The sequence below is a fragment of the Gammaproteobacteria bacterium genome, assembly GCA_015709635.1.
In the GTDB taxonomy this organism is placed as follows: domain Bacteria; phylum Pseudomonadota; class Gammaproteobacteria; order Burkholderiales; family Nitrosomonadaceae; genus Nitrosomonas.
The window spans coordinates 2615491-2637554 of sequence record CP054180.1 but is presented as its reverse complement, the minus strand read 5'-3'; the positions used below and the strand labels follow the sequence as shown (position 1 = coordinate 2637554).

Sequence of the window (22064 nt, the reverse complement as noted above, 5' to 3'; positions counted from 1 at the left end):
GTACTTTTCCCTCTTTCTACCTGGATTTACAAGATTGTTTAAATTCTTCCAACAGTTTTTCTTCTTCTAATGTCATGCCTTGTGCAAATTTCAACTCAAATAAATCAGGGCGTTTTAGCCATGTTCTGCCGATCGCTTGCTGTAAGCGCCATCGGCGGATATGCGCATGATTGCCTGACATTAATATTTCCGGCACATAGTTTCCTTGATATACCTCAGGACGGGTATAGTGAGGATAATCCAATAGCCCTGCTACAAATGAATCCTGGTTTGCAGATTCCGGATCGCCCAATGCGCCTGGAATCTGTCTGACGACACAGTCAATCAACACCATTGCAGCCAGCTCACCGCCCGAGACAACATAATCGCCGATAGAAATCTCAATGTCGACCTGACGATTGATTAAACGCTCATCAATTCCTTCGTATCGTCCGCAAAGCAGTATCAATCCCGGTAGTGCGCTGAGTTGCGTGACTAGCGAATGATCGAGCCGTTTTCCCTGCGGCGTTAGATAAGCAACCGTAGGTTTTTCAATACCCAAAACATTTTGTCTTGCCTTCGCTTGCAGGATGGCATCTTCTAATGGTTGTGCCATCATGACCATCCCTGGGCCGCCACCGTAAGGACTGTCGTCTACGGTGCGATAATTATCGCTGGTAAAGTCGCGCGGATTCCATGTGTTAAGACAGAAAAGATTGCTTCTGTTCGCCTTTCCTGTTATGCCGTATTGTGTTATGGCGCCAAACATTTCCGGAAATAGCGTGATAACATCGCATTCAAAAGGCATTGCTTTTTACCTTAATAGTCCGTGCCCCAGTCAACTGTAATCCGTGAAAGCTTTAAGTCCACTTTTATGATGAACTGTTCAACAAAAGGGATGAGAATTTCTTGTTTATCTTTATTCTCACTTTGTATGCGCAGGACATCATTCGCACCGGTCTCAAACAAACCAACAACTTTACCTAATTCTTCACCCTGCAGATTTAAAACCGCAATGCCAATCAAGTCCGACCAGTAGTAACCATCCTTCCCATCTGCGGATAGATCAGGAAATTGATCGCGCGGTATTGCTATTTGCATTCCGTTTAACTTCAGTGCTTGCGTACGGTCAGTATATTCCTTGAATAGCGCATTTAATATACTGCCGTTGATTTGGCCATCAATAACATGCACCACTTGCCAATCATGACCATCCTTACTCAGCCACCATACCGGGTATTCCATTAATCCGTCGATATATTCTGTGTACGGACTAACTTTTATCCAGCCACGAACACCGTAAGGGCCAATGATATGGCCCATGATCACCATCGGTGTGTTTTGTTTGTCTGCTTTAGCTATTTGCTGATGCTGCTTGATTGGCAGAAAATTGTTTGATCAGTCGAGTCGCTGTTGATGATAGCTGCGCACCTTTGGATTGCCAGTAAGCAACCCGTTCCAATTGAACACGCAATGCTTCCTCGCCTTCGGCAGCTCGCGGATTATAAAAGCCGATGCGCTCAATAAACCGACCATCGCGTGCGTAGCGCGAATTCGCCACTACCATATTAAAAAATGGGCGCTTTTTTGCCCCCCCTCTTGCTAATCGGATAATAACCATGTTTTTCCTGTGAACCTGTCAGTCTAAAAAGTATGAAGCAATTTAAATAACATTTAATTTTACAGTAATTCTTGCAATTATGACAAGTGATAAAATAGTCGTATATTTACCTTACCGCAATGCCCTTTAAATGAGCATGGATAGTAGTACCAAACACGCTTTTCTAGTTAAGATGGAGAATAAAATTGCTTTCAGAATTTTCCAAAAAAATGATTATTGAAGAATCAAATCAATGCGTTTCGTGCGGTTTGTGTTTGCCGCATTGCCCAACTTATCGTGTGCTGCAATCTGAAGCTGATTCTCCGCGCGGACGTATCGCCTTAATGAGTGGCGTTGCAACAGGACATATCCCATTGAATGCGCGATTCGTTCAGCATATGGATCGTTGTCTGACGTGCCGGGCCTGCGAAGCGGTTTGTCCAAATAGTGTGACTTACGGGCGCTTGATCGATGAGGCGCGCGCTTTAATTGCGGATCATTCGACATCCACGGCAACTGCTCGAAAGTCACGTGCGCGCATGGTGTTAGAAATGCTGCTGCTTGCGCAACCCATGCGTTTGGACCGGTTGCGTTGGGGGTTTTATTTCATGCAAAAAAGAATGCCGTTGCAGTGGTTGCAAAAATCGATCCTTGGGAAGAAAAGCAAATTGCTAAAATTTATCATGCAACTTCCTTTGGTTAAGTTTCCCTATGCGATGGTTGCGGATGGGAATAATGCGATCGGCAATTTTTGGCAGGCGATTTATCCAGCGCAAAGCGAGAAGCGCGGTGAGGTTGCTTTGTTTCTCGGGTGTGTGGCACGCATTACTGATGTAGAAACTCTAAATTCAAGTATTTATGTACTGAATCGCCTCGGTTATACGGTTCATGTTCCACCCGCTCAGACTTGTTGCGGTGCTATCCATCAGCATAGCGGTGATCCGGAGCAGGCGAATGCATTGGTGCGGCGGAATCGATTCGTATTTGCTGGATTTGATACGGTTATCAGTACTTCATCGGGGTGCGGTGTGCAATTAATCGAATCCGGGGTTGCCGACAATCAAGCGCGCATTACGGATATCAGTCATTTTCTAATGAAGGCTGAGGGATGGGAAAATGTCGATATGGCGCCGCTAGCAAAAAAAATCCTGGTGCATGAGCCGTGCAGTTTGCGTAATGTATTGCATGACCAAGCATATCCTTATCAATTGATTGCCCGAATACCCGGTGTGGAAGCGATGCCTTTGGCTGGCAATGACCAATGTTGCGGTGCTGCAGGGACTTATTTCATCGATCAACCTGAAATCGCGGATATGTTGTTAAGCGATAAGATAACGGCATTGAAGGAAAGCGGGGTTCAGTACCTGGTAACTTCCAATATCGGTTGTGCCATGCATATGGCCAATAGACTGTACGAGCAAGGAATTAATGTTGAAGTGTTGCATCCGGTTGCTCTCCTGGCCAGACAAATGGGGTTGAAATTATAACCGGCAAAATTTTAGTGTACCTAAATGCGCGTATATCGGCCTATAATGGTGCGTCAATTCTTATTCAAGGATGAAGTAAAAGACGATGATTACTATCGATAAGCTTATCATTGGTTTTGACAGCGCCCTGCGGACACTCTCGACACCGGCTCAGACTTTGCGGCCTGTGCCTGGCAGTGAACTGCCGGAAGCTGAGATGACGGATGCAGAGAAACGGTTATCGTGTGCGTTGATGCGCGTAAACCATGTTGGTGAAGTATGTGCGCAAGCGCTGTATCAGGGGCAAGGGTTGACAGCGCGCAATGAAACCGTGCAGCAAACCCTGATGCAGGCGGCGCGCGAAGAAACGGAGCATCTGGCGTGGACGGAGCGCCGTATCGCTGAACTGGGCGGGCATAAAAGCTTGTTGAATCCGCTCTGGTACGGCGGATCTTTTGCCATCGGTGTCGTGGCAGGTATGCTGGGTGACAAGTGGAATCTAGGTTTTCTAGCCGAGACGGAACATCAGGTTGGAGCACATCTGGCCGGTCATTTGCAGCGTTTGCCCGATCATGACGAGAAAAGCCGCGCCATCGTGACACAAATGAAAATCGATGAAGCCAGCCATGCGACCATGGCATTGTCATACGGTGGCGCAGAACTACCGTTGCCGGTGAAGTTAACCATGAAACTTGGATCGAAAGTGATGACTCATACCGCATACTGGGTTTGAATGCGATGCTGTATGGGGAATCTACCGGATAAAAGAGAAATCGGAATAATCAAGCAATAAGTGAAAATGTCCGCGATGAAAAATATCAATCTGACACATCATTTCTTGATTGCGATGCCGGCGATGGCAGATTCTGTCTTTTCCAAAACATTGACGTATATTTGTGAACACAACGAACAAGGTGCATTGGGTATCGTCATTAACAGGCCCACTGACCTGACACTGATCAATCTTTTCAAGCAACTGGACATTCCACCGGCCGATGCTTTCACGGAATCTGTGCCGGTATTGTTTGGCGGACCGGTGCAGCTGGATTGCGGTTTCGTGTTGCATCAGCCGGTCGGTAAGTGGCAATCTACCCTGACTGTGAATGGAGAAGTCGGCTTGACAACCTCATTGGATATTTTAAAAGCCATTGCCAATGCCGAAGGACCGAACCAAGTGTTGATCGCGATGGGCTATGCGGGCTGGGCTGCGGGTCAAATCGAGCATGAGTTGGCGCAGAATGCGTGGCTGACGGTGCCCGCTTCAACCTCCGTGATCTTTGACTTGCCGACGGAAGAAAGGCTTCCGGCTGCAATGCAACTACTGGGTATTCAAGATGCCAATCTTTCCAACGAAGTCGGGCATGCATAATCATTTGTACAGATGACGGTAAGCTTCGCGGATAAACATTTGCAAAATCATTTGCCAGAACAGCACGTAGCCGGAGTTGTTCTGGCTTTTGATTTCGGCAAGAAGCGCACGGGCGTGGCCATGGGGAATACCGCCGTTGGCGTGGCGCATCCTCTGGCAACGGTTGACAGCGCGGTGACAGAACGGTGTTTTGCACTGATTGCTCAATTGATCGAAACCTGGCAGCCGGTTTTGCTGGTCGTGGGATTGCCGTTGCACAGCGACGGCACAGCGCATGAATTGACGCAATTGAGCCAGCGTTTTGCGCGGCGGCTGGAAGGTCGCTTCAATATCCAAGTGATCATGAAAGACGAACGCTATACCAGTGAAACAGCCAGCGCGGCATTGCGTGAAGCGGGCATTACCGGAAGAAAACAAAAGGCGGTATTGGATCAAATAGCCGCACAGCAAATCTTGCAATCATTTTTTGACGAACAGCATGCGATTACCAGACGCTGAAGCAGTACTCAAAGATCTCACGCAAAAAATCCGATCCGATACCGGTAAGGATTTTTCGCTTGTAGGTATCCATACCGGTGGGGTGTGGCTGGCGGAGCGTCTGCATCAGGAACTGGGAATTAAACAACCGCTGGGAACGCTCGATGTCGCTTTTTATCGCGATGATTTCGATAAGATCGGTTTGCATGCACAGGTTAAGCCATCGGAAATACCGTTTGCTGTGGAAGGCGCGCATATATTGCTGGTGGACGATGTGCTGCAGACGGGACGCACCATCCGGGCGGCGATCAATGAATTGTTCGATTACGGCCGGCCTGCTTCGATCAGTCTTGCCGCGTTAGTCGACCGGGGCGACAGGGAATTGCCGATAGCCGCGCAGTACACCGGTATCACGCTGGAATTGCCGATGGACGAAATGCTCGAGTTGCGGCGTGGAAAGAACGGAAAGTTAAGCTTGCATTTGTACGATAAGAATCTGCCGGAATGATCAATAGGAACCCGCAACTGGATGAACATGGCGTGTTGCAGCATTTGCTGACAACCGAAGGATTGCCTGCCGCTACTTTGCTGCATATCCTGGACACCGCCGAATCGTTTGTCGGAGTCACGGAACGTGATGTCAAGAAAATTCCCCTGTTACGCGGGAAATCGATATTCAATCTTTTTTTTGAACCCAGCACGCGCACGCGTACGACGTTCGAGATCGCCGCCAAGCGATTGTCAGCCGATGTTTTTAATTTGAATATCGCCGTTTCAGCGCAATCCAAGGGCGAAACGTTGCTGGATACGGTCAATAATCTTTCCGCGATGAATGCGGATATGTTTGTCGTGCGGCATGCGCAGAGCGGCGCGGCGCACTTGATTGCAAAACATGTGCAACCGGAAATTCATGTGATCAATGCCGGGGACGGTAGCCATGCACACCCGACACAGGCGCTGCTGGATATGTTTACGATCCGTCGTTTCAAGCACGATTTTCGTAACTTGCGCGTGGCCATTATCGGCGACATTTTGCATTCCCGCGTGGCGCGCTCCCAGATTCATGCATTGACCACGCTCGGTGTGCCGGAAGTGCGCGTGATCGCGCCTAAAACGTTGCTGCCCAAAATGGTGGAGCGCTTGGGGGTGCATGTTTATCACGATATGGCTAAGGGACTCAAAGACATTGACGTGTTGATGATGCTGCGCTTGCAAAATGAACGCATGAAAGGCGCGAATCTGCCCAGTCCGGAGGAATATTTTAAATATTACGGGCTGACGCCGGAGAAATTGTCACTCGCCCGGCGCGATGCCATCGTGATGCATCCGGGACCGATGAATCGCGGTGTCGAGATCGATTCGGAAGTCGCGGACGGCAAACAGTCGGTCATTTTGCCGCAAGTAACCTTCGGCATTGCGGTACGTATGGCGGTGATGTCGATATTGGCGGGCAATCAGGTTTAGAGGCGGTTGCATGAGAATTCATATCAAAAATGGGCGCTTGATCGATCCAAAAAACGGTATCGATGCCGTACAGGATATTTTTATCGCCAAAGGCAAAATCGTGACCATTGGTACGGCGCCCAGCGAATTTCAAGCCAGCCGGGTGATCGACGCGCAATCGTTGGTCGTGTGCCCGGGATTGGTCGATCTGTCGGTGCGCCTGCGTGAACCGGGGCTGGAATATATGGCGACGCTGGAGTCGGAAATGGCGGCAGCGGTTGCCGGTGGCGTCACGAGCATCGCGTGTCCGCCGGATACCGATCCGCCTCTCGATGAGCCAGGATTGGTGGAAATGCTCAAGCATCGCGCCAAGAATCTCAATCAGGCGCATGTTTATCCGATCGGCGCGCTGACGCAGGGATTGAAGGGGGAACGCTTGACCGAGATGGCGGAGCTGAATGATGCCGGATGCGTGGTGTTCGGCCAATCGGATGGTTTATTGCCGAACTTGCGCGTGCTGATGCAAGCCATGCGGTATGCATCGACATTCGGTTTTAGCGTATGGCTGCGGCCGCAGGAAATCACGCTGACGGGCGATGGCGTGGCGCACGATGGCGAAGTGGCGACCCGGTTGGGCCTGTTGACAGTCCCCGTATGCGCGGAAACGATCGCTATCGCCAATATTGTGTTGTTGACCAAGGAAACCGGTGTCAGCGTCCATCTGTGCCGGATTTCCAGCGCCGAAGGCTTGACGATGATCCGCGCTGCGAAACAACAGGGTTTACCGATTACCTGCGATGTGACGATTAATCACCTGCACTTGTCGGACATGGATATCGGTTTTTTTGATTCCAATTGTCATTTGATGCCGCCGTTGCGTAGCTCTAGCGATCGCGATGCGCTGCGCCAGGGTTTGCTGGATGGCACGATCGATGCGATCTGTTCGGATCATGCACCGGTAGACGAAGACGCTAAATTGTTGCCGTTCGCTCAATCCGACGTCGGTGCGACGGGCGTGGAATTGTTGCTGCCGCTGACATTAAAGTGGGCCACCGAAATGCGCTTGCCGCTGCCGAAAGCGCTGGCGAAAATTACCTCGGATCCGGCACGGATACTGGGAGTTGACGCGGGCCATCTGTCTGTCGGCAGTGCGGCGGATATCTGCATTTTCGACCCTGATCATTTCTGGAAAGTGACTTCGTCGGCTATTCAGAGTCAAGGAAAAAATACGCCTTTCATGGGCATGGAATTGCCGGGTGGTGTTAAATATACCCTGGTAAATGGTCATGTCGTGTACGAATGCTGAGTTTTCAGCAAAATTTCCTCATTATTTTTGTTTTTAACCGATCATGTGGAGCAACATGTCAAACCCATTACTAGATTTTTCCGGCTTACCCCGTTTTGCAGAAATCAACAACGAACATATCACACCGGCCATTGAAACGCTGTTAAAGGAAAATCGCGCGGTGATTGATAAGGTACGAGCAGATGACCGGGTGCCGGCCTGGCAGACGTTTGTGCAGCCAATGACGGATGCCAATGAACGGCTGTCTCGCGCTTGGGGGCAGGTGTCGCATCTGAATGCGGTGATGAATACGCCGCAGTTACGTGAAACTTATAATGCCAATCTGCCGCTGATCACGCAGTTTTATGCCGAGTTGTCGCAGGATGTAAAGCTGTTTGAGAAATTTAAACAGTTACGCGCAAGCGCGGAATTCGATCAGTTGACGCCGGCTAGAAAGAAGATCATCGAGAATGAGTTGCGCGATTTCCGTTTGGGTGGCGCGGAATTGCCATCCGACAAGAAACAGCGGTTCTTGCAAATCCAGGAAGAATTATCGAAATTATCTTCAACGTTCAGCGACAATTTGCTGGATGCGACCAATGCGTTTTCCCTGTTGATCGAAGATGCGAAAGCCTTAACCGGGATTCCGGACGATGTGCTGCAGACGGCGCAACAGTTAGCCGCAGCAGATGGCAAAACAGGCTGGAAATTTACCTTACATATGCCGTCGTATCTTCCCGTGCTGCAATACGCCGATAATCGCGATTTACGCGAACAAATGTACCGTGCTTATGCGACGCGCGCCAGCGAGTTTGATAGCCAGGCGGACTCGAGCAAAGATAATATGCCGCTGATTAATAAAATACTGGAATTGCGCCGGGAGGCGGCGCAAATGCTGGGCTATGGGAATTATGCCGAAGTTTCCCTGGCATCGAAAATGGCGACCTCTCCGCAGCAAGTATTGGAGTTTCTGAAAAAATTGGCAGGAAAAGCAAAGCCATACGCGGCGCAGGATTTGCAAGCGCTGCAGCAATATGCCGCTGAGCAATTGGATTTGCCAAAACTTGAAGCTTGGGATTTGGCGTATGTCAGTGAGAAATTGCGCCAAGAGCGCTATGCTTTTTCTGATCAGGGAGTTAAGCAATACTTTCCGGAGGATAAAGTATTGGCCGGTATGTTTAAAGTGGTGGAAAAGCTGTATGGAATCCGCATCACGCTTGCGGCACCTGAGCGCAAGATTCAGTGCTGGCACCCTGATGTGAAGTTTTTTGATATTCATGACGCCAACGGTCATCTGATTGGTCAATTTTATTTGGATCTTTATGCACGGCCGAGTAAACGGGGTGGTGCGTGGATGGATGATGCGATTACACGCCGGCGGATCGATCATCAGCCAGTGGGTAAGCACGCGATACAATTGCCGGTGGCTTATCTCACGTGTAATTTTTCTGCGCCGGTCACTATGGATGATCAGCCGCGCCCGGCGTTATTTACTCATAACGAAGTGATCGTCTTGTTTCATGAATTCGGTCACGGCTTGCATCATTTGATGACTAAAGTGGAAGACTTGGGGGTGTCCGGAATTAACGGCGTTGAATGGGATGCAGTGGAGCTACCGAGTCAGTTCATGGAAAATTTTTGCTGGGAGTGGGATGTGCTGGCGGGGATGACGCAACATATTGATAGCGGTGAGCCATTACCCAAAGAGTTGTATGGCAAGATGATTAAAGCTAAAAATTTCCAGAGCGGGTTGCAAATGCTGCGCCAAATTGAGTTTGCGCTGTTCGATATGCATGTGCACTTCGATTTTGATCCGGATGGTGACAAGACGGTCTTACAGTTGCTGGACGAAATCCGTAGCGAAGTTGCCGTGGTTATTCCACCGGACTTTAACCGTTTCCCCAATAGTTTTGCGCATATTTTCGCCGGCGGTTATGCCGCGGGTTATTACAGTTATAAGTGGGCGGAAGTGCTTTCGGCGGATGCCTACAGCATGTTTGAAGAAACTGCTGCAGATGGGGTCGTGAATGCAGCCACGGGTTCGCATTTTCTGGAAGAGATTCTGGCGGTGGGAGGAAGCCGTTCGGCGCTCGAGTCGTTTATTGCCTTTCGCGGACGCGAGCCGGAATTGGATGCGTTATTGCGCCATAGCGGAATGGAAACGGCTTAACCGGAGAATTGCATCATTTTGTCCATTCTATTGCTGAATGGATACTTTATTTAGTCCTGGCATAATCTACCGTATATTGAACGCGGGGTATCTGATTAATTGGCAGCTTTCTAATTATTCCGTGCAGTATGGATGCATGATTGCCTGAACAAAACGGCATACTTTGTGCGAGGGTGTATTGAATCAATCGTATAAATATGGCAAGATCGACCGAATTTTTACTAAAAGAAATAAGAACATGATTAATATTATCCGTTCCATAGCTGTCGCTATTCTGGTTTCTAGTTTGTTTTTAACGGGTTGTGCTTCAACGAAGACGTTAAGTGCAAACGGCAACAACCAGAATGGTGTGAATGATCCTCTGGAATCCATGAACCGTGCAGTTTTCAATTTCAATGAAGTGTTCTATCACAATGTCATGGATCCGGTTGCCAGAGGATATAAGATTGTTACACCTGATCCGATTGAAATGATACTCGGCAATATGTTCTCCAATGTGAACGAAGTGGTCGTGATAGCTAACTCCGTCCTGCAATTGAATTACGAGAGCGCATTGGCCAGTAGCGCGCGATTGTTCGTTAATACTACCTTTGGTATGTTCGGTATGATCGATATTGCCAGCGACATCAGTGCCGTGAGCGATGTCAATCTCAATAAGCGTAATGAAGATTTTGGTCAGACATTGGGCCGCTATGGTATTGCTAGTGGACCTTATATTGTGCTCCCTTTCTTGGGACCAAGCTCAGTTCGTGATACGGTCGGTCTCGCTGTCGATAGTTTCATATTTGATCCTATCACCCAAGGGGTTACAGGGATTTTCGTGAATAACGTCGCTTATATCAATTCAACAGCAGTGCGTGTGCCAATTGGCGCTGCAAGAACCATCCACTTGCGTGCGCGGCACCTGGAACATGATAAAACGCTTGAGGAAGCCGCACTGGATAAGTACGAATTCGTGCGTGACGCTTATTTGCAAAGACGTACAAGCCTGGTGAACAACAAGGACGAGGCCAAGTAATATAGCGCAGTTCCTTTGTTTCTGGATGTGGATTGCATCCCTGAACTGACATCGTAGATCGTAATAAAGGCACATTGATTCGGAGTAATGCTTCAGTAATCAGTGTGCCTTGTTTTTTTGTCAGCTCAGGAAAATGAAACGAAAAGATTTTAATGCGATTGCGGCTTGTCTTAGCGATGATGAATGTATCGGTGATCAAGAATATACGTATTGTGGATTTTGACCTGGAGGAGATCTGAGTTAATGGGAAATCCAGTAGTTATTGTGGGAAGCGGATTAGCCGGCTATGCGGTGGCGCGTGAATTGCGCAAGCTGAATACCGAACTTGCGGTTGTCATGCTATCGGCTGATCACGGTGGTTTCTATTCCAAACCTATGTTGTCAAATGCACTGGCATCCGGGAAAATTCCCGAATCCATTTTAAATGGCGATGCGGTACAAATGGCATCACAATTAAAAATTTCCATCCGCCCGCATTGCCGCGTGACCGCAATTGATCAAGCGGAACGTGCAGCGGTACTGACCGGTGGTGAAAGAATAAGCTATGACCGGCTGGTTTTGGCATTAGGTGCCGATCAAATTCATTTGCCGTTGTCGGGTGATGGCGTGGCAAAAATATTAACGGTTAATGATCTCGATGATTATAAAAAATTTCGTGACGCGCTAAGCGGTAAGAAACGGGTCAGTATTATCGGTGCAGGCCTGATCGGCTGCGAATTTGCCAACGATCTGGCAATAGCCGGTTATCAGGTGGATGTGATCGACATCAGCGCGCAACCGCTGGGACGGCTGTTGCCTCCAGCGGGCGGAGCTTTTATACGGCAGAAGCTGGAAGCAGCGGGTGTGGTTTTTCATTTGAATGCAACCACACAATCGATCGATCAAGCGCAAGAAAGGCTGCGTTTAACGTTTACCAGTGGCGAGCCGATCGAATCCGATATCGTACTGTCCGCAGTTGGCTTGCGTGCGCGCACGCAACTGGCCGCATCAGCCGGTATCCAAGTTAATCGCGGCATAGTCGTCAATCGTTTGCTGCAAACACAGTGTGACGGCATTTATGCTTTGGGTGATTGCGCTGAGGTGGCAGGGAAAGTGCTGCCTTTTGTGATGCCGATCACGCATGCAGCCCGAGCTTTAGCGGCGACACTTGCAGGTAATCCGACTCAGGTTCGTTATCCGGCGATGCCGGTGATCGTGAAAACACCAGCCTGTCCTGCCGTGGTTTCGCCGCCGGATTTCAATATAAAAGGTGAATGGCATGTGGAAGCCGATCAAAATGGTGTGAAAGCGCTATATCGGGATGAAGTAGGTCAATTGCTCGGTTACGCTTTATTGGGTGCGGCGACACAGGAAAAAAATAATCTCACGCCGCAGTTGCCACCGGTATTGGTGTGAGAACATTTCTTTCATTTTGTGATCTATTAGCCAAGTTGCTATTGAAATAAATTCAGAATATTCACGGTGATGAAATTTCTTTTTGATCTATTTCCGGTCATTTTATTTTTCCTGGCGTTCAAGCTGTACGATATTTTCATTGCGACCGCGGTTGCGATAGCAGCGACTTTCGCGCAAATAGGCTGGCTTTGGTTTCGTCACCGGCAAGTCGACAAAATAATGTGGATAAATCTGGCGGTTATTGTCGTTTTTGGCGGTGCGACATTAATATCCCAGGATGAAATGTTTATCAAATGGAAGCCGACGGTGTTGTATTGGCTGATTGCAGCGGTTTTATTCGGATCTAGTGCAATTTTCAAAAAAAACCTGATTCAAGCGATGCTTGAAAAACAAATGGTATTGCCGCCACAAGTCTGGAGCAAACTCAATTTGAGCTGGGCGGGTTTTTTCCTGATTATGGGATGTATCAACTTGTATGTCGCATTCAGCTTCCCGCTGGATACTTGGGTTTCATTTAAGCTGTTCGGTGCTACCGGGTTGATGCTGATTTTTGTCATTGGACAGGTGATGATGTTGGAGAAATATTTGCAGGAAGCATCGCCAGCCGTGAGGGATAATGTCGCCGAAGGTGCAGAAACCGGTCAAAAAAATGAGAGTAAAGATAAAGTGGACAAGGAGCAATGATGCTGTATGTCATAAACGGTGAAGATGTACCCGATAGCCTGGAAAAAAGAATGGTGGTTCGTCCGGAGCATCTAAAGCGAATTCAAGCGCTACAAGAAGCGGGGCGATTGATTTTGGCCGGACCCTATCCGGCTATCGATAGCCAAGATCCCGGTTCGGCAGGATTCTCCGGTAGTTTGATCGTAGCCGAGTTTGAGTCTTTGGAAGCAGCTCAAGCTTGGGCAAATGCGGATCCTTACGTAAGCGTTGGTGTTTATCGGGAAGTGACTGTCAAGCCATTTAAAAAGGTATTACCTGCATAGTGCTTCCGTGCTGCTTTCTAGCAGTATCAAGTTGTTCAATAGAAATAATGGCATGTTGAGTTCACGTCGATTCAGTTAAGGCGTATACTTTAACGCTGCGTATAATTTGACGGATTTAATTTTATCTTAATCACAAAAAAGGAAATTCCATGCGTTTGACGAAATTTTCACAAGTAATGATGGTTAGTATTATGGGAATGGTTGCTCTATCTGCTCAAGCCCAGTCGACAGGCACGGTGGCTAAAGTGAATGGCGTAGCAATTCCACAGTCGCGTCTGGAATTGATGGTGAAAGCGAGTGTTGCGCAAGGTCAGCCAGACGGCCCGGAAATGAGGAAAGCGCTGCGTGAGAATCTGATCGCTGAGGAGATCCTGGCACAAGAGGCGATCAAGAAGAAACTGGATAAGGATCCTGATGTTGTCGCGCAACTTGAGATAGCGCGCCAGGCGGTGCTGGTCAGAGCATTTCAAGCAAATTACATAAAAAACAATGCGGTGAATGAAGATACATTGCGCAAGGAATACGAAGTTCTGAAAGTACAAATGGGTGATAAAGAATACAAGGCGCGCCATATCCTCGTAGCAAGCGAAAATGAAGCCAAAGATATTATTGCCAAGCTTAAAAAAGGTGGTAATTTCGCCAAAATTGCCGAAGAAAAATCAATTGATGACGGCAGTAAGGAAAATGGTGGTGAGCTTAACTGGAGTCCGCCGGCAGCTTACGTCAGACCTTTTTCCGAAGCGCTGGTGAAATTATCCAAAGGGGGATTGACGGAGCAACCGGTGCAAACTTCTTTTGGTTGGCATGTGATTCAGTTAATGGACATACGTCCGATGGAAGTACCGCCTTTCGAAGAAGTTAAGCAAAATATTCAGCAACGGGTATTACAGCGTGAATTCGGCACCGTTGTGCAGGAATTACGCAGCAAAGCTAAAGTGGAATGACGATCATCGAATGCGTTTGCCGCGGCTGGATTGGATTGCAACGTTACAGCGAAGCGATCTTTTCTACTCGCGGTGCCAGCGCGCAAAGCAATTCATAACTGGTAGTACCGGCGCTCAAAGCCACTTCATCAACACTTAATCCTTTTCCCCACAATATGACCGGGCTATCTAATCCGGCATTTTCGATACCGGTTAAATCGACAGCCAGCATATCCATGGATACCCGCCCCAATAACCGGCTGCGTTGGTTATTGATCAATACGGGGGTGTTTGTCGGTGCGTGGCGCGGGTAGCCATCGGCATAACCGCACGCGACGATGCCGATGCACATTGGATGAGGTGCTTGGAAAAGACCGTTGTAACCGACTTTCTCACCCGTTTTCAAATCGTGTATCGCAATAATTTTGCTCGATAGTGTCATAACCGGCTGCAGATCCAACTCCGCTGCGGTTTTGTCCGGGAAAGGCGAAGCACCGTACAGCATGATACCGGGGCGCACCCAATCGGCGTGCGTTTCGGGAAAACGGATGAGTGCGGCTGAATTCGCCAGTGTGCATGGATAAGGATGCTGTTTCGATATGGTCTTGAAGCACTGCAGCTGCTGCACTACATTTTCTTCCTCGCAAGCCTCGTCAGCAGAGGCAAAATGCGTCATCAAGGTAATGTTTTTTTGATATTGCTTTTCCAGCAGTTTGCCGATTGCTTGTGAAAATTGCTCCGGCGCCAATCCCAAGCGATTCATCCCGGTATTGATTTTTATAAATAAGTCCAGATTACGATGTTTGGAAGCGGACAGCATGGCGATTTGCTCTGTCTGATGAATTACCGCGCTTAACCGATAGTGTTCAAAAATTGCCAGCTCTTGCATTGAAAAGAAGCCTTCCAGAAGCAGTATCGGTTGCTGGTAGCCGGCATCACGTAAGCATATGGCAGCATCCAGTTCCAGCAGTGCGAATCCATCGACGTTTTTTAACGCACTGGCCGCAAGAAGTAATCCGTGACCGTAGGCGTTAGCCTTAAGGATTGCCATGATGCGTGCATGTGGAGCATATCGGCGGACTACGGTCAGGTTATGAGTTAAAGCGGAAGGATCGATAAAAGCTTGGATAGGGCGTGGCATTAATGTAATGTTCAGAATAAGCAAGAGCGAGTATTATTCGCAACGTTTTATCATAATCTAAATTTGCAGTGCCGATTTAACTTTTATGTCGTGATACCTTCATCTGCGAAGCGGTATGATGTGCTAATCTTGAATATTGGACGGGGAAACGGATGAGTTCTGCCATTGTCGGTTTTGGTGAGCAGGCGATTAATTGCAGGGATGATTCTTCGTACTGAATCTACTGAGAATAATAAATAGACAAGGAAATAGTTTGGAACGCGGTTTTTATACGATTATGGCGGCGCAGTTTTTCTCTTCTTTGGCGGATAACGCGTTGCTGGTGGTGGCGATTGCATTGTTGATTGATTTGCACGCCCCGGCTTATTTGACACCCATGCTGAAGTTCGTTTTTGTGCTGTTCTATGTCATTTTAGCTCCTTTCGTCGGCGCGTTTGCCGATTCCATGCCGAAAGGGCGCGTCATGTTTATCAGCAACACCATCAAAATTACCGGTTGCGGGTTATTGTTCATTGCCATGCATCAATATTTCGCATTGACCGCCTACGCGGTTGTCGGATTGGGCGCGGCAGCGTATTCACCGGCCAAATACGGCATCTTGACGGAATTATTGCCGCCGGAGAAATTGGTAATTGCCAATGGCTGGATTGAAGGGCTGACGGTGGCATCGATTGTGTTGGGTACGGTAATGGGCGGTGTGCTGATAACGCCTGCGATTGCCGATGTGCTGCTGGGATTCGACTTTCCATTTGTTGACACCGGAATAGATAACGCCTTGGAGAGCGGCATTTTGATTATAGCCGTTATTTACGCCATCGCAGCGTTGTTTAATCTGTATATTCCGAATACCGGCGTTGATCACCGTATGCCGAAGAAAAATCCTTTTTATCTCATTCACGAATTCAGTCACTGTGTGAGATTGCTCTGGATGGACAAATTGGGGCAAATCTCGCTTGCCGTGACGACTTTGTTCTGGGGAGCGGGCGCGACATTGCAGTTTATCGTATTGAAATGGGCGGAAGTAGCGCTGGATTATCCGCTCAATCAAGCCGCGCAACTACAAGGGGTGGTTGCAGTGGGTATCGCCGTAGGCGCGGTGATGGCGGCGCGGTGGATTTCATTGCGGCAGTCGGTCAAGGTAATTCCGCTGGGTATTGCGATGGGTATCGTTGTGATGGCGATGATTCTGGTGAAAGATTTATGGATTGCGATCACATTGCTGATGCTGATTGGCGGTTTGGCCGGTTTCTTTGTCGTACCGATGAATGCCTTGTTGCAACACCGCGGACATATTTTGATGGGCGCCGGACACTCCATCGCAGTGCAGAACTTTAATGAAAACCTGAGTATTCTGACGATGCTGTTGCTCTACGCTCTGTTGATCTGGTTTGAAGTGCACATTTATATTGTGATCGTTGCTTTCGGATTATTTGTATCCGTCACGATGGCGCTGATCAGAAAGTGGCATTTGCTTAATCAAAGCAAGGAAGACTCGCTACATTTAATCGGCGCGAAGAAAATTCATTGATAACTCAGGGTAGGGACTGCATGGTCGACCGGGCAAAACATAAATCTCTCCAGGCTTTTGCTTTATCCGGCAGAGAGCGCAGCAAGTAGGCCGGATGGTAAGTCACAATTAATGGAATGCCGGAATACTCGTGCACTTTCCCGCGCAGACTTGAAATGCTGTCGTCGCGATCGAGGAGATTTTGCGCGGCTACTTTGCCGAGCGCCACGATGAGTTTCGGTTTAATCAACGCAATTTGCCGGGTTAAATAAGGCTCGCACTGCCGGGCTTCGTTTGAAGTTGGGTTTCTGTTGTTGGGCGGGCGGCATTTGACGATATTGGCGATATATACGCGCTCGCCACGCTTGAGTTGAATAGCGGCTAACATTTGATCCAGTAGCTTGCCGGCTTGTCCAACGAAAGGTTCGCCGATTTCATCTTCCCGTGCGCCGGGTCCTTCACCGATAAAGAGCCAATCCGCATTTTCGTCACCCACACCGAATACCGTTTGTGTGCGGGTTTGGCTTAAGGGGCATGCAACACACTGCGATACCGCCAACTTCAGCTGGTTCCAATTCATCTGCGTGATAGATGGTTGCACTGCATCAGATCCCGCATCAGGCGGAAGCGGCAAATTTTCCGTTCCGATTGACTGTGACAGCGATTCTTCGGCTTGCTGCTGACTATCTGGTTTTTGACGCCAAAGCGGCAACAAATTCAATTCTTTTAGTATTTGCCTGCGCCGGGAATTCATAACATCAACCGCATAACGAGTGCATCTTCGCGTCCGCACATGGCGGGGTAATAGCCTTTGCGCGTGGCGATATGTTGAAAACCCATCTGCTTATAGAGCTGCGCAGCGCCGTGATTGGATTCCCGCACATCCAGGAAAACCGATTTTGCTTGTTGTTCGCGGGCATATTGTATGAGGAATTGGAGCAATTTCTTTCCTAGCCCTTTTTTCTGCCAATCGGCCGCGATACCAAGTGTGAGAATGTGAGCTTCTTCGGGACTCATCATCATAATACCGTAACCCATCAGCGTATCGGTTTGATGTAGTACATGGCATATATAGCCGGCTTTGATTGAATCGGCAAAATTCCCCGGTGACCATGGAAAAAGGAAGATTTCCCGTTCAATTAGGATAATGCGATCCAGATCCGAGAGCAGCATCGGCCTGATTTCGACGGTTTGTTGCGGAATTGTATTCATCGTTCGTTTTCTTTCAGCGCAACTTTATTGCGGATATAGACGGGTGCAGCAAGTGCTGCATCGGTATAGGCACCCTCATGGAATTTGGGCAGAGCAAGCTGCGCTATTTCTTGCGCGCGAGGATGGAATCCGGAATGGATCCGTTGAGTATTTGCACTATATCGCATTGCTAAAACATCGTGATAAACATCAAAACCGCTACCGCATCCATGCCAGTCATTACCGGATACAGATGGTGCCTGCTGCGGTGAGCAGAGCGCGGGCGGACTGATAATTTCCCAGCTTTGATCGGTTAATTTCCGGTACGCGCCATGATAAATCTCGTTCATGCGGGCATCAAGCGCCACGATGACTTTCTGTTGGCCGATTTGTTCTGCGACTGCTTGCAGCGTGCAGATCGCCGCAACCGGCAGATCGGCGGCAAAGGCCAATCCTTGCGCCACACCGCAGGCAATGCGCAGGCCAGTAAAAGAGCCGGGACCTGCGCCAAAAGCGATACCATCGATTTGTTGCAATGTTAATCCGGCTTGCGCCAGAATTTCCCTCACCATTGGTAAGATCATCTCGGAATGATTGCGTCCGGCAAGAATCTCTTTGCCGGATATCTCTCCATCGAGATTCAGTGCGACGGAACAAAACTCGGTAGAGGTTTCAAGGGCGAGAATTTTCAAGTGAGTGCGGGGCTGGGTGTAAGAAAAATTGTTTGTAATTTAATGTGTGCCAATTTTGGGGGTGGTCTATGCTGTTTATTTTAGCCGCCAATGATGAAGCGGAGCATATTCAACACCGGTTGGAACGGATTTCGATAGTACAAGAGACCATTGATTGACCGGCCAGCGGATGGGATTAATCAAATCGGAGCTAATTTGATGAACGGCTTGCCGCAGTAATGTGATGTGCGGTTTGTATGCGCGCTGGTCAAATGAGAATCCATTTTCCGCTAATTTCATTTGGATTGCTTCGACGAGAGCGAACAGTTCGGCCGGCAATTGCTTCCCCTGAAGAGAGACAATTTGATTACGCTTCCAGTAGCTGATCTGATCCAATACGAGCTCAAATTTCTTCACTGGTATGTTTTTCATGATTTGCCGCAGTATTTCGATGCGTTCGGCACTAACCTCGCCCAGGAATACCAGCGTGAGATGAAGATGTGGCATTTTAATTTTACGTCCGCCGCAAATGGGCTCTAGTGTTTGAGCGTGATGCGCTACTTGTTTTTGTACAGTTTTATTAGGGAAAACGGCAAAAAATACGCGCATGAGTTTTGCTATGGAGCGGAGTTTATTTTAATCAAACTATCTTTCAGCGCGATCAATCAAACAAACCACTTCGGCCACTATACCTTCTTTGCGGCCAACTGCACCCAGGTGCTCGGCGGTTTTTGCTTTGATGTTGATATTGCGTGCGGATGTTTGCAGGTCTTGCGCGATATTGGCGATCATGGCCGGAATATGCGGAGCCATTTTTGGCGCTTGCGCGATAATGGTTGCATCAATATTGACGATTTTGTAATGATTGTCTTCTAATAGGTTATATACATTACGTAATAACACGCGACTATCGATATTTTTGTAGCGCGGATCGGAATCGGAAAAATGTTGTCCGATATCACCCAATGCGGCAGCACCCAATAGCGCATCGCAGATGGCATGCAACAATACGTCGGCGTCCGAGTGACCGAGTAATCCCTTTTCATGCGGGATCGTTACGCCGCCAATGATCAGCTGACGGTCTTCAACCAGCTGATGAACATCAAAACCCTGTCCTATTCTTAGTGTGCTCACGGATTATTCCTTTGTTGTAGTATCAATTCGGCTAAAGCCAAGTCTTGGGGGTAAGTTACTTTAAAGTTATAAGCGTCGCTCAGTACAAGTTTGGGTTGAAGTCCAAGCGCTTCGATGGCGCTGGCATCATCCGTTATATTGATATGGGTCGCTTTTTGCAATGCTTGCGTGAGTAGATCGCAGCGGAACATTTGCGGAGTTTGCGCTTGCCATAAGTTTTCCCGTGATTCGGTGTTTTTTACGCGTTTTTCCGCATCGCTGCGTTTTAAAGTGTCGGCGACAGGTACTGCCAGTAGTCCACCTACTGCGTCACTGGTTACTTCATCGATCAATTTGTTGAGCTGAACTGAAGTTAAGCAGGGCCGGGCGGCGTCGTGTACCAAGACCCAATCCTGCTTGTCGATTAGTTTGTTTTGTTGTGCGGCAGCAAGTCCATTGAGCACGCTGTCCGCCCGGGTTGCTCCGCCGCAGTTCAGCACGACTAATTTTGTGGAAAATTCAGACCAATCGTATCTGGACCATTCAGTATCGCTGGGTGCAAGTACGGTGATTACGCCAGCGATCGATTGATTTGTGCATAATGTTTTGACCGCATGGTAAATCATAGGCTGGTCGCGGAGAGGCAAGTACTGCTTGGGAAGCTCGTTGCTCATGCGTGAACCGGAGCCTGCTGCTGGGATTAGAGCAAAAAATTTTGACATGATTAAGTCAGTAAAACAGGATTAAGAAAACAGATTGGCGGATAAAAATACATGAATCGCTGATTGAATGAATACGCAATTATAGTTTTTTTACTTGTTGATGGTTTGAAATTGTTGCCAAAGATTTTTGCGCATACTCAGTGTGAGGAACTTACGTTTCCGCTGGATTGACGGAAGGCACTAGGAATTAAAATCTCGGTACACGGTATAATCAAGCAATTCAATGTTGAGGTGGAATTTATGGAAGCAGAACGAATCAACGCAATTGCTAATCATCTTCAGGATCTCGCTAACCGCGCCAGCGAATTACGGAGGTTTCTTTGACTTCGATGCCAAGCAAACCAGACTGAATGAATTGACACGCCTACTTGAGGATCCGGCGATTTGGAATGACAGTCAAAGGACGCAAGAAATTGGACGTGAGAAAAAGCAACTGGAGAACACGGTTGTCATATTGGAGTCGATGGAGCAACAACTCAATGATGCGCGAGAGCTGTTTCAAATTGCTAAGGATGAATCCGATGACGCAGCGCTTGAAAGTATCGCCGGCGATGTCGATGACGTAGAAAAGGCAATTGCTAATTTGGAATTTCGCCGCATGTTTTCCGATCCGATGGATCCAAGTAACTGTTTCGTCGATATACAATCAGGGTCCGGCGGAACGGAAGCGCAAGATTGGGCTGCGATGCTCGAACGTATGTATCTGCGCTATTGTGAAAGGCAAGGACTGGCTGTCGAAGTTTTGGAAGAGTCGCCGGGCGATATCGCCGGTATCAAAAGCGCTACATTGAAAGTAACCGGTGAATATGCGTATGGGTATTTGCGCACGGAAACCGGCGTTCATCGTCTAGTCAGAAAATCACCGTTCGATTCGGGTAATCGTCGTCATACCTCTTTTGCGAGTGTCTTTGTTTATCCGGAAGTCGATGACACGATAGAGATTGAAATTAATCCGGCCGATCTGCGAATAGATACCTTTCGCGCATCGGGAGCGGGGGGGCAGCATATCAATAAAACCGATTCCGCTATCCGCATTACGCATAATCCGACCGGGATTGTGGTGCAATGTCAAAGCGGGCGTTCGCAGCATCGTAACAAAGCGGATGCCCTCGTGATGTTGAAGTCACGTTTATACGAAGCGGAGTTGCGCAAACGTAACGAAGAAAAGCAGGCTATCGAAGAAACGAAAACGGATATTGGTTGGGGACACCAAATCAGATCGTATGTATTGGATCAATCACGCATCAAAGATTTGCGAACGAATGTTGAAATTGGGAATACGCAAAGTGTTTTAGATGGAGATCTGACTTGCTTCATTGAAGCAAGTCTTAAACAAGGAGTTAAATAGAATAAAAAGTAAAATTAGGTTAGTTGATGTAATCAAAAGAGTTTATGTGATTTTGTTGGCTTTAAGAGATCGTCATAAAAAATTATTCGCATAAATCTCTTGACCAGCAATTCAGAGTCTGTATAATTCCGCTTCTCGCTGCTTCGCAACATTTAAAAAGTAGCAACGTTCTTTAAAAAAATACAATCGATAGGTGTGAGTACTTAGAGAAAAAATAGATTCAAATAAGAATCTTAAAAAATTAAGTTATTCGCAAATAA

25 protein-coding genes are annotated in these 22064 nt (G+C 48.0%); 15 read left to right on the top strand and 10 right to left on the bottom strand.

All coding sequences use genetic code 11. The features are described 5' to 3' along the window. Window positions 1-16: 16 nt before the first annotated feature. Genes trmD through rpsP form a run of 3 tightly spaced genes read right to left on the bottom strand, consistent with a single transcriptional unit; the run spans window position 17 to window position 1600 of the window. Window positions 17-787 (bottom strand): tRNA (guanosine(37)-N1)-methyltransferase TrmD, encoded by a 771-nt coding sequence (gene trmD / locus HRU78_12555; protein QOJ24370.1) that lies wholly within the window; start codon window positions 785-787, stop codon window positions 17-19. An 11-nt stretch (window positions 788-798) separates the two neighbouring features. After that, window positions 799-1311 carry a ribosome maturation factor RimM gene (gene rimM, locus HRU78_12550; GenBank protein ID QOJ24369.1) on the bottom strand — a complete coding sequence of 171 codons (513 nt, stop codon included), beginning with the start codon at window positions 1309-1311 and terminating at the stop codon, window positions 799-801. Window positions 1312-1333: 22 nt separating this feature from the next. Then, window positions 1334-1600, bottom strand: a complete 267-nt coding sequence (rpsP, locus tag HRU78_12545; protein ID QOJ24368.1) for a 30S ribosomal protein S16 — start codon at window positions 1598-1600, stop codon at window positions 1334-1336. A 209-nt stretch (window positions 1601-1809) separates the two neighbouring features. Here rpsP and HRU78_12540 point away from each other — a divergent pair, with 209 nt between their 5' ends. The 13 genes from HRU78_12540 to HRU78_12480 all read left to right on the top strand — a co-directional run bounded on the left by HRU78_12540 (window position 1810) and on the right by HRU78_12480 (window position 14132). Then, window positions 1810-3066 carry a (Fe-S)-binding protein gene (locus HRU78_12540; GenBank protein ID QOJ24367.1) on the top strand — a complete coding sequence of 419 codons (1257 nt, stop codon included), beginning with the start codon at window positions 1810-1812 and terminating at the stop codon, window positions 3064-3066. 85 nt (window positions 3067-3151) lie between these two features. Next, window positions 3152-3778 (top strand): 2-polyprenyl-3-methyl-6-methoxy-1,4-benzoquinone monooxygenase, encoded by a 627-nt coding sequence (gene coq7, locus HRU78_12535; GenBank protein ID QOJ24366.1) that lies wholly within the window; start codon window positions 3152-3154, stop codon window positions 3776-3778. Window positions 3779-3853: 75 nt separating this feature from the next. Beyond that, entirely contained in the window at window positions 3854-4414 is a 561-nt protein-coding gene (locus HRU78_12530) for a YqgE/AlgH family protein (GenBank protein ID QOJ24365.1), read from the top strand. Window positions 4415-4426: 12 nt separating this feature from the next. Then, complete coding sequence (gene ruvX, locus HRU78_12525; GenBank protein ID QOJ24364.1) at window positions 4427-4912, top strand: Holliday junction resolvase RuvX; 486 nt, start codon at window positions 4427-4429, stop codon at window positions 4910-4912. Continuing rightward, the gene (pyrR, locus tag HRU78_12520; GenBank protein ID QOJ24363.1) at window positions 4893-5399 is read left to right on the top strand and encodes a bifunctional pyr operon transcriptional regulator/uracil phosphoribosyltransferase PyrR; all 507 of its coding nucleotides are present in this window, start codon (window positions 4893-4895) and stop codon (window positions 5397-5399) included. The genes ruvX and pyrR overlap by 20 nt, the downstream gene beginning before the upstream one ends. Then, window positions 5396-6355, top strand: coding sequence for an aspartate carbamoyltransferase catalytic subunit (locus HRU78_12515; GenBank protein ID QOJ24362.1), 960 nt, complete (start codon window positions 5396-5398; stop codon window positions 6353-6355). Before pyrR ends, HRU78_12515 begins: the two co-directional genes overlap by 4 nt. Window positions 6356-6365: 10 nt before the next feature. Continuing rightward, window positions 6366-7640: a dihydroorotase gene (locus tag HRU78_12510; protein ID QOJ24361.1), complete on the top strand. Its 1275-nt coding sequence runs from the start codon at window positions 6366-6368 to the stop codon at window positions 7638-7640. Window positions 7641-7695: 55 nt separating this feature from the next. Beyond that, window positions 7696-9789: a M3 family metallopeptidase gene (locus HRU78_12505; GenBank protein QOJ24360.1), complete on the top strand. Its 2094-nt coding sequence runs from the start codon at window positions 7696-7698 to the stop codon at window positions 9787-9789. Between the two features lie 238 nt (window positions 9790-10027). Next, window positions 10028-10807: a VacJ family lipoprotein gene (locus tag HRU78_12500; protein QOJ24359.1), complete on the top strand. Its 780-nt coding sequence runs from the start codon at window positions 10028-10030 to the stop codon at window positions 10805-10807. A 243-nt stretch (window positions 10808-11050) separates the two neighbouring features. Continuing rightward, the gene (locus HRU78_12495) at window positions 11051-12202 is read left to right on the top strand and encodes an FAD-dependent oxidoreductase (GenBank protein QOJ24358.1); all 1152 of its coding nucleotides are present in this window, start codon (window positions 11051-11053) and stop codon (window positions 12200-12202) included. A gap of 69 nt (window positions 12203-12271) precedes the next feature. After that, window positions 12272-12886 carry a septation protein A gene (locus HRU78_12490; protein QOJ25049.1) on the top strand — a complete coding sequence of 205 codons (615 nt, stop codon included), beginning with the start codon at window positions 12272-12274 and terminating at the stop codon, window positions 12884-12886. Next, window positions 12886-13188, top strand: coding sequence for a YciI family protein (locus HRU78_12485; protein QOJ25048.1), 303 nt, complete (start codon window positions 12886-12888; stop codon window positions 13186-13188). The genes HRU78_12490 and HRU78_12485 overlap by 1 nt, the downstream gene beginning before the upstream one ends. Window positions 13189-13337: 149 nt before the next feature. Continuing rightward, entirely contained in the window at window positions 13338-14132 is a 795-nt protein-coding gene (locus tag HRU78_12480) for a peptidylprolyl isomerase (protein QOJ24357.1), read from the top strand. A gap of 43 nt (window positions 14133-14175) precedes the next feature. Here the strand turns inward: HRU78_12480 and alr are convergent, their stop codons facing one another. Continuing rightward, window positions 14176-15252, bottom strand: coding sequence for an alanine racemase (alr, locus tag HRU78_12475; GenBank protein QOJ24356.1), 1077 nt, complete (start codon window positions 15250-15252; stop codon window positions 14176-14178). Between the two features lie 253 nt (window positions 15253-15505). On the opposite strand from alr, the gene lplT reads away from it, so the two are divergent. After that, a complete protein-coding gene (gene lplT, locus HRU78_12470; protein ID QOJ24355.1) occupies window positions 15506-16780 on the top strand; it encodes a lysophospholipid transporter LplT in 1275 nt (424 codons plus the stop codon). A 4-nt stretch (window positions 16781-16784) separates the two neighbouring features. Here lplT and HRU78_12465 read toward each other — a convergent pair whose 3' ends face one another. The 6 genes from HRU78_12465 to HRU78_12440 form a co-directional block, all read right to left on the bottom strand. After that, complete coding sequence (locus tag HRU78_12465; protein QOJ24354.1) at window positions 16785-17513, bottom strand: uracil-DNA glycosylase; 729 nt, start codon at window positions 17511-17513, stop codon at window positions 16785-16787. Then, entirely contained in the window at window positions 17510-17971 is a 462-nt protein-coding gene (gene rimI, locus HRU78_12460; protein ID QOJ24353.1) for a ribosomal protein S18-alanine N-acetyltransferase, read from the bottom strand. The genes HRU78_12465 and rimI overlap by 4 nt, the downstream gene beginning before the upstream one ends. Then, window positions 17968-18642: a tRNA (adenosine(37)-N6)-threonylcarbamoyltransferase complex dimerization subunit type 1 TsaB gene (gene tsaB / locus HRU78_12455; GenBank protein ID QOJ24352.1), complete on the bottom strand. Its 675-nt coding sequence runs from the start codon at window positions 18640-18642 to the stop codon at window positions 17968-17970. The genes rimI and tsaB overlap by 4 nt, the downstream gene beginning before the upstream one ends. A gap of 75 nt (window positions 18643-18717) precedes the next feature. After that, a complete protein-coding gene (gene thpR / locus HRU78_12450) occupies window positions 18718-19230 on the bottom strand; it encodes an RNA 2',3'-cyclic phosphodiesterase (protein ID QOJ24351.1) in 513 nt (170 codons plus the stop codon). 36 nt (window positions 19231-19266) lie between these two features. Next, window positions 19267-19755: a 2-C-methyl-D-erythritol 2,4-cyclodiphosphate synthase gene (locus tag HRU78_12445; protein QOJ24350.1), complete on the bottom strand. Its 489-nt coding sequence runs from the start codon at window positions 19753-19755 to the stop codon at window positions 19267-19269. Beyond that, window positions 19752-20456: a 2-C-methyl-D-erythritol 4-phosphate cytidylyltransferase gene (locus HRU78_12440; GenBank protein ID QOJ24349.1), complete on the bottom strand. Its 705-nt coding sequence runs from the start codon at window positions 20454-20456 to the stop codon at window positions 19752-19754. Before HRU78_12440 ends, HRU78_12445 begins: the two co-directional genes overlap by 4 nt. Window positions 20457-20696: 240 nt before the next feature. Between HRU78_12440 and prfB the strand changes: the two genes are divergently transcribed. After that, window positions 20697-21804 (top strand): peptide chain release factor 2 gene (gene prfB / locus HRU78_12435; protein QOJ24348.1). Its coding sequence is split into 2 segments (ribosomal slippage): window positions 20697-20777 and window positions 20779-21804, totalling 1107 coding nucleotides; the frame shifts between segments, so codons are not numbered across the junction. Window positions 21805-22064 lie beyond the last annotated feature (260 nt).